The following is a 13,541-nucleotide window of genomic DNA, read 5'->3' on the forward strand; positions in this document are numbered from 1 at the left end:
AGATGGCGTTATTAAATATAGATAAATTATCGGTGCATTTCGGCGACGAAAGCGCACCGTTCCGCGCCGTAGACCGCATCAGCTACAGCGTAAAACAGGGCGAAGTGGTCGGGATTGTGGGTGAGTCTGGCTCTGGTAAGTCGGTCAGTTCACTGGCGATTATGGGGCTGATTGATTATCCAGGCCGCGTGATGGCAGAAAAGCTGGAGTTTAACGGCCAGGATTTGCAGCGTATCTCAGAAAAAGAGCGCCGCAATCTGGTGGGCGCCGAAGTGGCGATGATCTTCCAGGACCCGATGACCAGCCTTAACCCGTGTTACACCGTGGGTTTCCAGATCATGGAAGCGATTAAGGTGCATCAGGGCGGCAACAAAAGTACCCGCCGTCAGCGGGCGATTGACCTGCTGAATCAGGTCGGCATTCCTGACCCGGCCTCGCGTTTAGACGTTTATCCGCATCAGCTTTCCGGCGGCATGAGCCAGCGTGTAATGATCGCTATGGCAATTGCCTGTCGGCCAAAACTGCTGATTGCCGATGAGCCGACCACCGCGCTGGACGTGACCATTCAGGCGCAAATCATCGAACTGCTGCTGGAGTTGCAGCAGAAAGAGAACATGGCGCTGGTGTTGATCACTCATGACCTGGCGCTGGTGGCGGAGGCGGCGCATAAAATCATCGTGATGTATGCAGGCCAGGTGGTGGAAACGGGTGATGCCCACGCCATCTTCCGTGCGCCGCGTCACCCGTATACTCAGGCATTGCTGCGTGCATTGCCGGAATTTGCTCAGGACAAAGAACGTCTGGCATCGTTGCCTGGCGTCGTTCCAGGCAAATACGACCGCCCGAACGGCTGCCTGCTTAACCCGCGTTGCCCCTATGCGACAGACAAATGCCGCGCTGAAGAACCGGCGCTGAATATGCTCGCGGACGGGCGTCAGTCCAAATGCCATTACCCACTTGATGATGCCGGGAGGCCCACACTATGAGTACGCAAGAGGCCACCTCGCAACAACCATTGTTGCAGGCTATCGACCTGAAAAAACATTATCCGGTGAAGAAAGGCATGTTCGCGCCGGAACGTCTGGTTAAAGCGCTGGATGGCGTTTCGTTTAACCTTGAACGTGGCAAAACGCTGGCAGTAGTGGGCGAATCTGGCTGCGGTAAATCGACCCTCGGTCGGTTGCTGACGATGATTGAAACGCCCACCGGCGGCGAGCTGTATTACCAGGGGCAGGATCTGCTTAAGCACGATCCGCAGGCGCAGAAGCTGCGTCGGCAGAAAATCCAGATTGTCTTTCAGAACCCTTACGGTTCGCTGAATCCACGTAAAAAAGTCGGGCAAATTCTCGAAGAGCCGCTGCTTATTAACACCAGCTTAAGCAAAGAACAGCGTCGGGAAAAAGCGCTGTCGATGATGGCGAAAGTCGGCCTGAAAACCGAGCATTACGACCGCTATCCGCACATGTTCTCCGGCGGTCAGCGTCAGCGTATCGCCATTGCCCGTGGTCTGATGCTCGACCCGGATGTGGTGATTGCCGATGAGCCGGTTTCCGCGCTGGACGTTTCGGTGCGCGCGCAGGTGCTGAACCTGATGATGGATTTGCAGCAGGAGTTGGGGCTGTCTTATGTCTTTATCTCGCATGACCTGTCGGTGGTGGAGCACATTGCTGATGAAGTGATGGTGATGTACCTGGGCCGCTGCGTGGAGAAGGGAACGAAAGACCAAATCTTCAATAACCCGCGTCATCCGTACACTCAGGCACTGCTCTCTGCGACGCCGCGCCTGAACCCGGACGATCGCCGCGAGCGCATCAAGCTCACCGGTGAACTGCCAAGCCCGCTGAATCCACCGCCGGGCTGCGCCTTCAACGCCCGCTGTCGTCGACGCTTCGGCCCCTGCACCCAGTTGCAGCCGCAGCTAAAAGACTACGGCGGTCAACTGGTAGCTTGTTTTGCTGTTGATCAGGATGAAAATCCGCAGAAGCCTGCTGTATAACCCACCCGATGAGACCGGCTTTCATGCTGGTCTCATGTCAAATATGACCTTCTTGTGCGTTAACTATCACTTATAGATCTTTTTTGACCATTTTTGTTGCGAATGGATTATATATGAGCTAAACTATAATAATTAATAAAAAATGGTTCATTTGTGATGCTTAACGAACTTCTTTAACCATAAATGATCTTTTTTGTCTTTAATCAATTGAAAGGTTCTTTAATGATCTACACGGGGTCACAGAATCTGGCTCAAGAGTTGAAAGCGATCGGCGACCAGCTCCAGGAGTTGCAGAAGAAACTTATTCAGGGGCCGAATATTAGTCAACCACGCCCCCTCCGGACCATTGAGACTCCTCGTCATTTGGGGGAACAACTGAACGCACGTCGCAAAGAATTGGGCATTGATTTATACACCCTTGAACTACAAACGGGGATCTCAACGTCCACGTTAAAGCGACTTTTTAAGGATCCTGAACAGGTTAAATTCGGCAGTGTGTTTGCGGTGGCGAACGTTCTTGGAGTGAAACTATGCATCGACGAGTGAAAGTGTTGCTCTATGGTCAGGTAGTGGGTGAACTCTCTCAGAACGACAGTGGTTTTTTGTTTCAGTACGCCCCGGATTACCACGGACCGGCAATCTCAATCAGTCTGCCCGTCGCACAGCGTCAGTTTCCCAGTGAGACGTTGCATCCTTATTTTGCCTCACTGGCGCCAGAAGGATGGCTGCGTCAACGCTACAGCCAGATACAGCATCGTGACGAAAACGATCCGCTGGGAATGCTTATTGATAACGGCAAGAATCTGCTGGGGGCAATCCAGATTTTACCTTGGGAGGAATAATGGCGAATTGTCGCATTCTGTTAACGCCGCTGAATGAACGTGACGAACAGCGCGGATATTCGACACAAGGGTTGAAGCGCCTGAGCGGCACTGCAAAATTGAATCCTCGGCTGGGGTTTACGCGAACTCAGTTTGTGCAGGAACTTCCGCGTCAACAAAAAGGGATGAGTATTTCCGGTTACCAGCCCAAATTGCAATTAGTGCTGGATGAAGGAGAGTTCCGCGTCGTAGATCATCAGGGAAATTTTATCCTTAAGCCCTCTCCAGCCGACTTTCCCGGTTTGGCCGAAAATGAACATGCAACAATGACATTGATGTCTCGTTTGGGATTTGACGTACCTGTGCATGGCCTGCTGAGTTTTGCACCACAATCAGAGGAAGAGCTTGAATACGCGTTTGTTATCCGGCGCTATGACCGGGATGACAAGGGGCAGCCAGTGCATCAGGAGCAGCTTGATGGTGCGATGCAGATTACAGATAAATATGGCAAAACGGGAAATGATAACGAGCAATACGTCAGCTATGAAACGCTGGCCCGATTTTTAATTGCCCATGTTAACGACAACATCGCATTTAAAATCGATCTCTTTCGTCGCATTGTTTACGCCTGGTTGCTGGGTAATAACGACATGCATTTACGAAACTTTGGCTTAGTGTACTCCGATGGTTTGACGCCAGCGTTAGCGCCGGTGTATGACTTTGTTTCTATCGCTCCCTATCCGGAATATTTTCTCTCAAACTATCTGGCGCTGCCGTTATTGATGCGAGAAGAAGGCGGTCGGGAACTGGCTCCTGGATTTGAAAGTGATTATGGCGAGTATATCGGGCAGGACTTTTTGCTGTTGGGTGAATCGATGGGATTAGCGCCCAGATTGCTGGAAAAACTCATTCAGGATATACGTAAAGAAAATGCCATTGTTATGGAAACGTATGAACAGTCCTTTATGACTCAGGAGCATATCCAGGCTGTACTGAAATGCTATCGACATCGTCTGGGGCTGCTGTGAGCAGCCCCCGTTACTTTTACTCAATCAGCTTCAACAGCGGCGAAAAGCACAGCAAAATGCCATAAAACAGGATAAGCCATGTTTTTAGCCCGCGTAGTTTTTTCAGTTGTGAAACTTTAGAGATCAGGAAAAACGGAATCAGGCACGACACAATGCCATATAACGGGCTTCCTAACTGAAAGAACACCAGCACCGATACACGAAACGAAACCCAAATCGTCAACGTAATGACGATAAAAGCGCAAATTGCCAGAGTCAGCATACGCGAGTTAATTTTCTGGGTATCAATAATTCGGCTTAACAGATTGAGAATAATGCCTTTAATGGCCTCGTGGAAACCGAGGTAAATGCCAAAGAATGCGGTCAGTACGGCAAAGATATTCAGCACCGTAGAGGTGATATGAATGATATGCCCGGGGATCACCTGCGCGGCTAGTGCCAGTGCCGAGATATTTTGTTCAAAGGCAGAAACGGCTTCTTCGTGGCTAATTGAGAAGGTAAACGAAAAGGCAAAAAACAGGATCACCGCGATGAGCGTGATATAGCTAATCCGGTGGGTACGCAGCGCGAGCCGAGTTGCCAGTACTTTATCTGTTTCCCGTTTACGATAGGCAATATTCATCGGGTTAAGCACCTGAATAAATACCGCAGAGAAGAAACAAAATGGAATGGTGAGCAGGACGTCGCGGAAAAATACGGAGGCTTGTGGGAAGGCGGTTATATTGGCGAAATTCCAGTGCGGGATCATCGCAAAACCGAACACGACAATAATGCCGACTTTGACCACCACCATTGGCCCGGAGATCTTAAATAGCAACCTTTCACCACCAGACGCAATTGCCACCAGTACGGCGAAAATAGCGACTTTATAAAGTAGAGATTGTGAAAGATCGGCATCGGTTAAACCGAAGGTTTTCAGGTATGAGGCGCTGTCGAAAACCACGGAGAGAGAGTAGATAAAAATCCCGTGGATAATCATCAAAAAGTAGATAACCCCGAGGAAAATTCCCCAGTTTTTGCCCAGGTAATGACTGATAATATCTGTATAGTCATTACAGGAATCACTTTCCGAAAGTGTCTTTAAATAAATGTCCTGCACTATCCAGGTTGCCGGATAAGCAATGATTGCAGCGGTAATAAATACCCAAATCCCCTTCAGGCCAATTTGTACCGGCATCAGCACGGTTCCGGCACCAATCGCCATTCCTATACATAATAAAACCCAGCCGAAGTCATAGCGCGTAAACGGCAATTTGTGATCGTGTAATGGTTGTGTGTTGTGCTGCATAAAGTCCTGTCCAGAAAGAAGTCAGCCTCGTAAAAATGAATAACCCCAGCTTCTCTTGCGCAACTGGTAGAGAAGTTGAATACGCAGTGTGTAACGAATGAGACAACAGATTCACTGGGGAGATTGCGAGGAGGCGCAATTCTACAAAATTGCGCATTTCACTACCAGTCTGGAGTCAGCTCGGATATGAACTGCAACTATTGTAAACAAGAAATTAAGCTGAAAGGCATCACGCAATGAGGAAAATTGCCAGATGCTGACGGTAAAACGCAATCGTAGAATCAGCGGCAAGCCGGAAGGATTCCGGTGAGGCGCAATGTTGCGGGGGCTTTATCCCCGGCGGCATTGGTTGCTGGAAAGAGAAAACCCCCGCACGTTGCAGGTATGCACCTGACAACATCACGGGGGCCATTCTTGATAGTAGACAACTCAAGGATAGCCGCGAAACGTTGTCATTACAACAGAGGCGGCTATATGACGCTCGCAGAGTTGGGCATGGCCTTCTGGCACGATTTAGCGGCTCCGGTCATTGCTGGCATTCTTGCCAGCCTGATCGTGAGCTGGCTGAATAAGCGGAAGTAATATGCCATGCGGGCGTCAGGCTGCCGTAATGGCAATTTGCGCCCGGACCAGGCCGCAGGGGGAAACTCTGCGGCCTTTTTCGTAAGAAAAATGCAACGGTTGCAAGTGGATAATATTCTGCGGAATGCGCAGCACAGAGTGAAGAAGTGATGGATTTCGAAGCACAAAAATGGTCGTAGAATCAGCGGCAAGCCGGAAGGTTCCGGTGAGCTTGATCCCTGGTGGCATTGGTTGCTGGAGAGAGAAAACCCCCGCACGTTGCAGGTATGCACCTGACAACATCACGGGGGGCATTCTTGAAACTAGACGACTCAAGGATAGCCGCGAAACGTTGTCATTACAACAGAGGCGGCTATATGACGCTCGCAGAGTTGAGCATGGCCTTCTGGCATGATTTAGCGGCTCCGGTCATTGCTGGCATTCTCGCCAGCCTGATCGTGAGCTGGCTGAATAAGCGGAAGTAATATGCCATGCGGGCGTCAGGCTGCCGTAATGGCAATTTGCGCCCGGACCAGGCCGCAGGGGGAAACTCTGCGGCCTTTTTCGTAATTACTGCGGATAAGGCACCCAGTCGCCACCGTTCAGGCGAACATACGGTTTATTTTGATATTGAATGACCACCGCATTCGAGTTCTCGGAAACAGGCGCAGTCTGTGGTAATCCACTAGTGAGTTTTTTCCAGTCAACATTGTCTTCGGTGAAAATCTTGCCGTCGAGAACGCGAACCACCAGATCAGAGATTGCCAGGAAGCTGCTTGGTTGGTCGATGACAATTGGTGCGCCCTGATGTGGTGTTTTCATGCCGAAGAATTTCACGCCAACCGGTACATCAGTGATTGCCGGGCTGGGGATATCACGCAAACCAGAAACTTGCATTCTGTCACCTTTCAACGCGCCACCGTGTTCCGGTACTACGACGACCATCACTTTACGACCCGATTTCTCCAGTTCAGTAAAGAAGGCGTCCAGTTCATCAAAGAACTTCTGCGCTCGCGCTTTGTAATCCGCTGTTTTGCTGACGCCCGGATAATGGTTGCCGTCATGCAGTGGAAGCGTGTTGTAGAACGTGGCGCTACGGCTGTTTTTATCTTTTTCGGTAACGTCCAGCCAGCGGTTAAGCACGGCAGTATCGTCATAAACCGGCGAACCATCAAAGCCCAGCAAAATGACGGGAAGATTTGTTTGATCCATCAATTCGGTCTGCATACCGCCGTTTTCGCGAACTTCTTTCAGGAAGCCGCCAAACTGGCCGTTATGTCCCATCATCAGGTGCTGGGTAAAGCCCAGTTTTGACAAGTTATCGAACAGATAGCAGTCATTATTTGCTGGTTGATACAGATTGGTGTGCGATGGCTGACCGCAACTGGCGCGCAGCAGACGAATCGCCGCCGGACCGCTGTATGAGGTTGCAGAGTTGAAATTCTTGAACTCAATATCAAAATGCGACCACAACGGATGTGACATTAATCCGGCAGCTTCAATATCCGACCATGAAAGCGAACAGATATTAATCACCAGAAGCTCAAATGGCTGCGCATCCGCTGGCAGCGCGGATGGGAAGGTCGATTTACGTTTTGCCTCGGCGTTATAGAAATTATTCAGCCAGGCATTGAGGTTTGCGGTTGTCGGTGGTGCAGTTTGCGCTGGCATATCTCCAACTACTGGCGTGCCGCCGGTTGCCGCGACTGTTGCCGCAGCGTTGCCGCCCGTCGTTGTTACCGTGGTGGTCGGTTGACCGGCTGGCCACAGGGAGAAACTTGGACCAGCCAGCGTAAGTACGTTCAGCCATACCAGAATGGCGACCACAAAAACGGTGATGCGAATCCATTGCGACAAGAATAACCAGGCCACTAACAAAACAAAGACAGCACCAATCATCTGCCAGTTAATAAAGCGCGTGACCAGATCGATTAAATAATCGGGACTAAAGCCTGCCACTTGTGACCCTTGGCTCATAATACTTTCCGGGCCAGGTAGCCAGGTATCATGCCAGAAGAGGGCAAAGCCGATTGGCAGGGCGATCCAGTGGCGCAGGCGATGCAGGCTGTAGCGCGGAATCGGCACCAGCAGGAACGCGGCAAATACCAGATTGAGTAGCGGATGGAAGTTAAGGTAGCCCGCCCACAACAGGCCGAACTTAACCAGAAAATAAAAGTTCCAGCCAGAAAGGCCGCGCCAGTATTGCCAGAGTGAAGAAGGCATGGCGGTATTTTGGGTAAATTGAGTCATTTTTGGGTAGCCCTGGCTTTTTCTGCACGGCGTAACGTACCGGCCGGTTTTACATAACGAGGTTTCGCAAATAACAAACGCAGGGTGTCACGAATGCGCCGTAGGGAATGGCGCGCCAGATAGCCCAGCGGGAAAAAAACAAGCGCACAAACGACAATGATTTCAATGATATCGCTGATGGTCATCATGATGAATGCTCCACAGGATCACTCAACAGTCGCAGCGGTTCCGGTATTCGTCGCCAGTTACGCCCATCATGCTCGGCATTGATTACCGGCATGGAGGCCTGAGTTAAAGGCAGTGGCACCCCCCATTGTTCCGGGGCCAGCAGACGCATTTGCACCAGCTCGGCGCTGATTTGGTCATCTTCAAACCAGACCATGCGGTTAGAGAAAATATCGCCGGTAGGTAACGGGAAAATGTGATTCAACGCAGTATCCAGATCGTTGATCCTGCAGAATGAGAGGAACAGGACCAGTCGATTTCCACCAACGGTCATAATGTCGCCAGTGCGATTTGGACGGCACAGCGTCAGGGCTTGCTCAACGCGGATGCCCGGTACTGGGCGTAAAGCGACCAGCACGCCTTTACCATGAGCAGGCAACAACGTGTTATTCATCATGTTATTGACCGCCTCACAGAACACATCCCACTTTTGAAAACCGCGCAGTTTCAGCGGTTGGGTCATGGATAGCAGGGTAGTGATATCTTCCGGAACATAGCGGCTGAACTTCTGCCCTTGCACGCTTTCAATCATCGTCAGACAACGGGAGAGCGGAGCATTCCACGGAATCACCATATTCGCACCGCAGGCCAACAACAAACGTTCATCCGTGGCGCGTAGGCTGGCGGTATTTTCCCGCACGAGGATCTTCATCGCACTACCACGCTGGCGACGCAGGGTATGAATGCTGCGGGCCAGTGGTTCAATTTGCCCATTTTGCTGTAAAGAGAAAACGACGGTTGCAGCCTGTGCAGTCCGGGCTTCATTGAACAGAGTTTCGTTGTTGTCGAACAGTTGCCAGTGTTCTGATAAAGGGGGGGCGCCTTCCAGCACAGCAATATTGCTAAGAATGCGTTTTTCATCGCTGCGTGGTTGGATCTCCGCTTCTTCACGCTGAACTAACGTCCAGATACCCTCTTGCTGCTGAACGATGAGTTGCTGACGGGCGCTAACCCCTTTTTCGTTGCACCAGAAGGCGATATCCAGCAGATGTTGATCGCCCTGAAAACGCAAACTGGCAAGCCCAAAAAGTGAACGGTATTCCTCCAGCAACAATGAAAATTGTTTATCGTTATTATTTCCTGGATTAATTACCAGCAGTGAGCAATGGTATAATCTGCTCCACTTGTTCATTTTATCCAGCCATGAACGAAGCCGCTCAGTTGGAATGTTTTGCCATGCATTATTGGCACAAACAAGAATGAAAAGATAATTTTCGGGATCAATAGAACATTGTAAATCACGGGGCAAATAGTATAGCCCCTTTTCATGATTTAGCATTGAAAATAATTTTATTTTTTCCGGTCCGTGAGAATCATCTAATTTGAAGGTTTTTTCGGGATCGTTATCCATGCTAATGACCGCGACTTTCGCGGTTTCAGCTTGAGAAGCCATCGTTTGATTCACAAGGCTGATAGCATCTTCTTGACGATCGACGTTAAACCACCAGACGCCGCCTGCTGGCATATGCCGCAACTCATCCCACAAAGATGAGATACCGATAGAGAATACAGGGTCCACAACGTCCCTCAAGTCACCATTTTGTCTGATTATTAGTTTACTAGCGAAAGCTAAGAAATAAACCTACCATTGAAATTAAAACTTATCAGATTTAGCATGTGAATCAATTTAGCAGGCTGGAAGCCTTATGATATCAGTCTTTTCGTTTTTTACTTTCGTTAGTTGCGTACATGAAAGTTAAAAAATGAACGGATTACGTATTGCCGTCTGGCATTATACGGGCAAAATTCTGTCGATTAGAATTGACTGATGCGTGGCGGGTATATTTTATCGAGATTAAGCATAATGAATAACAACGAACAGGATACTCTGCCTGATCCCGCGATAGGCTATATCTTTCAGAATGATATTTTGGCGTTAAAGCAGGCGTTTTCACTGCCTGATATCGATTATGCCGATATTTCTCAGCGTGAGCAGTTAGCAGCGGCGTTAAAACGCTGGCCATTGTTGGCTGAGTTTGCGCAACAGAAGTAGGGGAGTAGTGAATGGCCGTACTGGGATTACAGGGGGTGCGGGGAGGTGTGGGTACAACAACCATCACCGCCGCGTTGGCCTGGGCATTGCAAATGTTGGGAGAAAATGTCCTGGTGGTTGATGCCTGCCCGGACAATTTGTTGCGCTTGTCGTTCAACGTTGATTTTACCCATCGTCAGGGCTGGGCCAGAGCCATACTGGATGGTCAGGACTGGCGAGATGCCGGGATGCGCTATACCTCGCAGCTCGATCTACTGCCTTTTGGTCAGTTAACCATTGAAGAGCAAGAGAATCCCCAGCACTGGCAAACTCAGTTGGGTGCAATTTGCGAAGGCTTGCAGCTGCTGCAGGCCAGCGGGCGTTATCAATGGATTTTGATCGACTTACCGCGCGACGCCTCGCAGATAACGCATCAAATCCTGAGCCTGTGCGATCACTCGCTGGCAATCGTTAAAGTGGATGCTAACTGCCATATTCGGCTGCATCAGCAAGCACTGCCTGCTGGCGCGCATATATTGATTAATGATTTCCGCATTGGCAGCCAGGTACAGGAAGATATTTACCAGTTGTGGTTGCAAAGCCAGCGCCGGTTACTGCCAATGTTGATTCATCGCGATGAAGCGATGGCTGAATGCCTGGCGGCGAAACAGCCGTTAGGTGAATACCGCAGTGATGCGCTGGCGGCGGAGGAAGTTCTGACGCTGGCAAACTGGTGCCTGTTGAACTATTCCGGTCTGAAAAAGCCAGTCGGGAGCGCGTCATGAGTATCTTGACCCGGTGGTTGCTTATCCCGCCGGTCAACGCGCGTCTTATCGGGCGTTATCGGGATTATCGTCGTCACGGCGCATCGGCTTTCAGCGCGACGCTTGGCTGTTTTTGGCTGATCCTGGCCTGGGTGTTCATTCCGCTTGAACACCCGCGCTGGCAGCGTATCCGCGCAGAACATAAAAACCTTTACCCACATATCAACGCTTCGCGTCCGCGCCCGTTGGATCCAGTCCGCTATGTCATTCAGACTTGCTGGTTGTTGATCGGCGCTTCACGCAGAGAGACGCCAAAACCACGCTGGCGGGCATTTTCTGGCCTGCAGAATATCCGTGGGCGTTACCATCAATGGATGGACAAACTGCCAGAGCGTGTCAGCCAGAACACGCAACATCTTGATGAGAAAAAAGAACTGGGCCATCTGAGCGCCGGAGCACGGCGTTTTATTCTTGGTGTTATTGTGACTTTCTCGCTGATTCTGGCGCTAATTTGCGTCACTCAGCCTTTTAACCCGTTGTCGCAATTTATCTTCCTGATGTTGTTGTGGGGCGTGGCGCTAATGGTGCGGCGTATGCCAGGGCGCTTCTCGGCGTTGATGTTGATTGTGCTGTCGCTGACTGTCTCGTGTCGCTATATCTGGTGGCGATATACCTCGACGTTGAACTGGGATGATCCGGTCAGCCTGGTATGTGGCTTAATCCTGCTATTTGCGGAAACTTATGCGTGGATTGTGCTGGTGCTTGGCTACTTCCAGGTGGTATGGCCACTGAATCGTCAGCCAGTACCGCTGCCGAAAGACATGTCGCAATGGCCGTCGGTGGATATCTTTGTACCGACCTACAACGAAGATCTCAGCGTGGTGAAAAACACCATTTATGCTTCGCTGGGTATCGACTGGCCGAAAGACAAACTCAACATCTGGATCCTCGATGACGGCGGCAGGGAAGAGTTTCGCCAGTTTGCGCAAAACGTGGGGGTGAAATATATCGCCCGAACGACGCATGAACATGCGAAAGCAGGCAACATCAACAATGCACTGAAATATGCCAAAGGCGAGTTCGTGTCGATTTTCGACTGCGACCACGTTCCCACACGCTCGTTCCTGCAAATGACCATGGGCTGGTTCCTGAAAGAAAAGCAGTTGGCGATGATGCAGACGCCTCACCACTTCTTCTCACCAGATCCGTTCGAACGCAACCTGGGGCGTTTTCGTAAAACGCCGAACGAAGGCACGCTGTTCTACGGTCTGGTGCAGGACGGTAATGACATGTGGGATGCCACTTTCTTCTGCGGTTCCTGTGCGGTGATTCGTCGTAAGCCGTTGGACGAGATTGGCGGCATCGCGGTCGAAACCGTGACTGAAGATGCGCATACTTCTCTGCGTTTACACCGTCGTGGCTACACTTCCGCTTATATGCGTATTCCCCAGGCGGCGGGGCTGGCGACTGAAAGCCTTTCGGCGCACATTGGGCAACGTATCCGTTGGGCGCGCGGAATGGTGCAAATCTTCCGTCTTGATAACCCGCTTACTGGTAAAGGGCTGAAGTTCGCTCAGCGGCTGTGCTACGTCAACGCTATGTTCCACTTCTTGTCGGGGATTCCACGGCTGATCTTCCTGACCGCACCGCTGGCGTTCCTGCTGCTGCACGCCTACATCATTTACGCGCCTGCGTTGATGATTGCCCTGTTTGTGCTGCCGCATATGATTCACGCCAGCCTGACCAACTCGAAGATTCAGGGTAAATATCGCCACTCCTTCTGGAGCGAAATCTACGAGACGGTGCTCGCCTGGTATATCGCCCCGCCGACGCTGGTGGCGCTGATTAACCCGCACAAAGGCAAATTTAACGTCACCGCCAAAGGTGGTCTGGTGGAGGAAGAGTACGTCGACTGGGTGATCTCGCGACCGTACATCTTCCTCGTATTACTCAACCTGGTCGGTGTTGCTGTCGGCATCTGGCGTTACTTCTATGGCCCGCCGACTGAAATGCTCACCGTGGTCGTTAGTATGGTTTGGGTGTTCTACAACCTGATTATTCTCGGCGGTGCAGTAGCGGTATCGGTAGAAAGCAAGCAGGTACGTCGTTCGCACCGTGTTGAGATGACCATGCCAGCGGCGATTGCCCGGGAAGATGGGCATCTTTTCTCCTGCACCGTTCAGGACTTCTCTGACGGCGGCCTGGGGATCAAGATCAACGGTCAGGCGCAGATTCTGGAAGGACAGAAAGTGAATCTGCTGCTCAAACGCGGTCAGCAAGAGTATGCCTTCCCGACTCAGGTTGCGCGCGTGATGGGTAACGAAGTGGGGCTGCAATTGATGCCGCTCACTACCCAGCAACATATCGATTTTGTGCAGTGTACGTTTGCCCGTGCGGATACATGGGCGCTCTGGCAGGACAGCTACCCGGAAGATAAGCCGCTGGAAAGTCTGCTGGATATTCTGAAGCTCGGCTTCCGTGGCTACCGCCATCTGGCGGAGTTTGCGCCTTCTTCGGTGAAGGGCATTTTCCGTGTGCTGACTTCTCTGGTTTCCTGGGTTGTTTCGTTCATTCCGCGTCGCCCGGAGCGGAGCGAAACGGTACAACCATCGGATCAGGCTTTGGCTCAACAATGA

At 51.0% G+C, this 13,541-nt stretch carries 14 protein-coding genes; 10 read left to right on the plus strand and 4 right to left on the minus strand.

Annotated features, from left to right (window positions below; translation table 11 throughout):
- Positions 1 to 2 precede the first annotated feature (2 nt).
- From dppD to FEK42_RS17945, 5 genes are all read left to right on the plus strand, one after another.
- Positions 3 to 986, plus strand: coding sequence for a dipeptide ABC transporter ATP-binding protein (gene dppD, locus FEK42_RS17925; RefSeq protein ID WP_001196445.1), 984 nt, complete (start codon positions 3 to 5; stop codon positions 984 to 986).
- Positions 983 to 1,996 (plus strand): dipeptide ABC transporter ATP-binding subunit DppF, encoded by a 1,014-nt coding sequence (dppF, locus tag FEK42_RS17930; protein WP_130260125.1) that lies wholly within the window; start codon positions 983 to 985, stop codon positions 1,994 to 1,996. Before dppD ends, dppF begins: the two co-directional genes overlap by 4 nt.
- 222 nt (positions 1,997 to 2,218) lie before the next feature.
- Positions 2,219 to 2,542 carry a helix-turn-helix transcriptional regulator gene (locus FEK42_RS17935; RefSeq protein WP_130260126.1) on the plus strand — a complete coding sequence of 108 codons (324 nt, stop codon included), beginning with the start codon at positions 2,219 to 2,221 and terminating at the stop codon, positions 2,540 to 2,542.
- Positions 2,527 to 2,838, plus strand: a complete 312-nt coding sequence (locus tag FEK42_RS17940; protein ID WP_130210092.1) for a HipA N-terminal domain-containing protein — start codon at positions 2,527 to 2,529, stop codon at positions 2,836 to 2,838. Before FEK42_RS17935 ends, FEK42_RS17940 begins: the two co-directional genes overlap by 16 nt.
- Positions 2,838 to 3,845 (plus strand): HipA domain-containing protein, encoded by a 1,008-nt coding sequence (locus tag FEK42_RS17945; protein ID WP_135493111.1) that lies wholly within the window; start codon positions 2,838 to 2,840, stop codon positions 3,843 to 3,845. The genes FEK42_RS17940 and FEK42_RS17945 overlap by 1 nt, the downstream gene beginning before the upstream one ends.
- Before the next feature lie 16 nt (positions 3,846 to 3,861).
- Here the strand turns inward: FEK42_RS17945 and FEK42_RS17950 are convergent, their stop codons facing one another.
- Positions 3,862 to 5,133: an amino acid permease gene (locus FEK42_RS17950; RefSeq protein ID WP_130210096.1), complete on the minus strand. Its 1,272-nt coding sequence runs from the start codon at positions 5,131 to 5,133 to the stop codon at positions 3,862 to 3,864.
- Positions 5,134 to 5,607: 474 nt separating this feature from the next.
- On the opposite strand from FEK42_RS17950, the gene FEK42_RS17960 reads away from it, so the two are divergent.
- Together FEK42_RS17960 and FEK42_RS17965 are read left to right on the plus strand one after the other, a co-directional pair.
- Complete coding sequence (locus tag FEK42_RS17960) at positions 5,608 to 5,715, plus strand: type I toxin-antitoxin system toxin Ldr family protein (RefSeq protein ID WP_002431793.1); 108 nt, start codon at positions 5,608 to 5,610, stop codon at positions 5,713 to 5,715.
- Positions 5,716 to 6,071: 356 nt separating this feature from the next.
- Entirely contained in the window at positions 6,072 to 6,179 is a 108-nt protein-coding gene (locus FEK42_RS17965) for a type I toxin-antitoxin system toxin Ldr family protein (RefSeq protein WP_074399497.1), read from the plus strand.
- Between the two features lie 85 nt (positions 6,180 to 6,264).
- Here FEK42_RS17965 and bcsG read toward each other — a convergent pair whose 3' ends face one another.
- From bcsG to bcsE, 3 genes are read right to left on the minus strand one after another with little or no spacing between them, the layout of a single operon-like run.
- Positions 6,265 to 7,944 (minus strand): cellulose biosynthesis protein BcsG, encoded by a 1,680-nt coding sequence (gene bcsG, locus FEK42_RS17970; RefSeq protein ID WP_135493109.1) that lies wholly within the window; start codon positions 7,942 to 7,944, stop codon positions 6,265 to 6,267.
- Positions 7,941 to 8,132, minus strand: coding sequence for a cellulose biosynthesis protein BcsF (bcsF, locus tag FEK42_RS17975; protein ID WP_135493108.1), 192 nt, complete (start codon positions 8,130 to 8,132; stop codon positions 7,941 to 7,943). Before bcsF ends, bcsG begins: the two co-directional genes overlap by 4 nt.
- The gene (bcsE, locus tag FEK42_RS17980; RefSeq protein WP_130210104.1) at positions 8,129 to 9,700 is read right to left on the minus strand and encodes a cellulose biosynthesis c-di-GMP-binding protein BcsE; all 1,572 of its coding nucleotides are present in this window, start codon (positions 9,698 to 9,700) and stop codon (positions 8,129 to 8,131) included. The genes bcsF and bcsE overlap by 4 nt, the downstream gene beginning before the upstream one ends.
- A 273-nt stretch (positions 9,701 to 9,973) precedes the next feature.
- Between bcsE and bcsR the strand changes: the two genes are divergently transcribed.
- The 3 genes from bcsR to bcsA are packed head-to-tail and all read left to right on the plus strand — an operon-like array spanning position 9,974 to position 13,541.
- Positions 9,974 to 10,162: a cellulose biosynthesis protein BcsR gene (bcsR, locus tag FEK42_RS17985; RefSeq protein WP_064527810.1), complete on the plus strand. Its 189-nt coding sequence runs from the start codon at positions 9,974 to 9,976 to the stop codon at positions 10,160 to 10,162.
- A gap of 11 nt (positions 10,163 to 10,173) precedes the next feature.
- Positions 10,174 to 10,926, plus strand: a complete 753-nt coding sequence (gene bcsQ, locus FEK42_RS17990; RefSeq protein WP_135410540.1) for a cellulose biosynthesis protein BcsQ — start codon at positions 10,174 to 10,176, stop codon at positions 10,924 to 10,926.
- Positions 10,923 to 13,541: a UDP-forming cellulose synthase catalytic subunit gene (gene bcsA / locus FEK42_RS17995; RefSeq protein WP_130210108.1), complete on the plus strand. Its 2,619-nt coding sequence runs from the start codon at positions 10,923 to 10,925 to the stop codon at positions 13,539 to 13,541. Before bcsQ ends, bcsA begins: the two co-directional genes overlap by 4 nt.

Source organism: Escherichia sp. E2748 (genome assembly GCF_005781125.1).
GTDB lineage: Bacteria > Pseudomonadota > Gammaproteobacteria > Enterobacterales > Enterobacteriaceae > Escherichia.

Coding starts and splice junctions, on each gene's coding strand:
- dppD (WP_001196445.1), top strand. CDS start 3: ATGGCGTTATTAAATATAGATAAATTATCGGTGCATTTCGGCGACGAA.
- dppF (WP_130260125.1), top strand. CDS start 983: ATGAGTACGCAAGAGGCCACCTCGCAACAACCATTGTTGCAGGCTATC.
- FEK42_RS17935 (WP_130260126.1), top strand. CDS start 2,219: ATGATCTACACGGGGTCACAGAATCTGGCTCAAGAGTTGAAAGCGATC.
- FEK42_RS17940 (WP_130210092.1), top strand. CDS start 2,527: ATGCATCGACGAGTGAAAGTGTTGCTCTATGGTCAGGTAGTGGGTGAA.
- FEK42_RS17945 (WP_135493111.1), top strand. CDS start 2,838: ATGGCGAATTGTCGCATTCTGTTAACGCCGCTGAATGAACGTGACGAA.
- FEK42_RS17950 (WP_130210096.1), bottom strand. CDS start 5,133: ATGCAGCACAACACACAACCATTACACGATCACAAATTGCCGTTTACG.
- FEK42_RS17960 (WP_002431793.1), top strand. CDS start 5,608: ATGACGCTCGCAGAGTTGGGCATGGCCTTCTGGCACGATTTAGCGGCT.
- FEK42_RS17965 (WP_074399497.1), top strand. CDS start 6,072: ATGACGCTCGCAGAGTTGAGCATGGCCTTCTGGCATGATTTAGCGGCT.
- bcsG (WP_135493109.1), bottom strand. CDS start 7,944: ATGACTCAATTTACCCAAAATACCGCCATGCCTTCTTCACTCTGGCAA.
- bcsF (WP_135493108.1), bottom strand. CDS start 8,132: ATGATGACCATCAGCGATATCATTGAAATCATTGTCGTTTGTGCGCTT.
- bcsR (WP_064527810.1), top strand. CDS start 9,974: ATGAATAACAACGAACAGGATACTCTGCCTGATCCCGCGATAGGCTAT.
- bcsQ (WP_135410540.1), top strand. CDS start 10,174: ATGGCCGTACTGGGATTACAGGGGGTGCGGGGAGGTGTGGGTACAACA.
- bcsA (WP_130210108.1), top strand. CDS start 10,923: ATGAGTATCTTGACCCGGTGGTTGCTTATCCCGCCGGTCAACGCGCGT.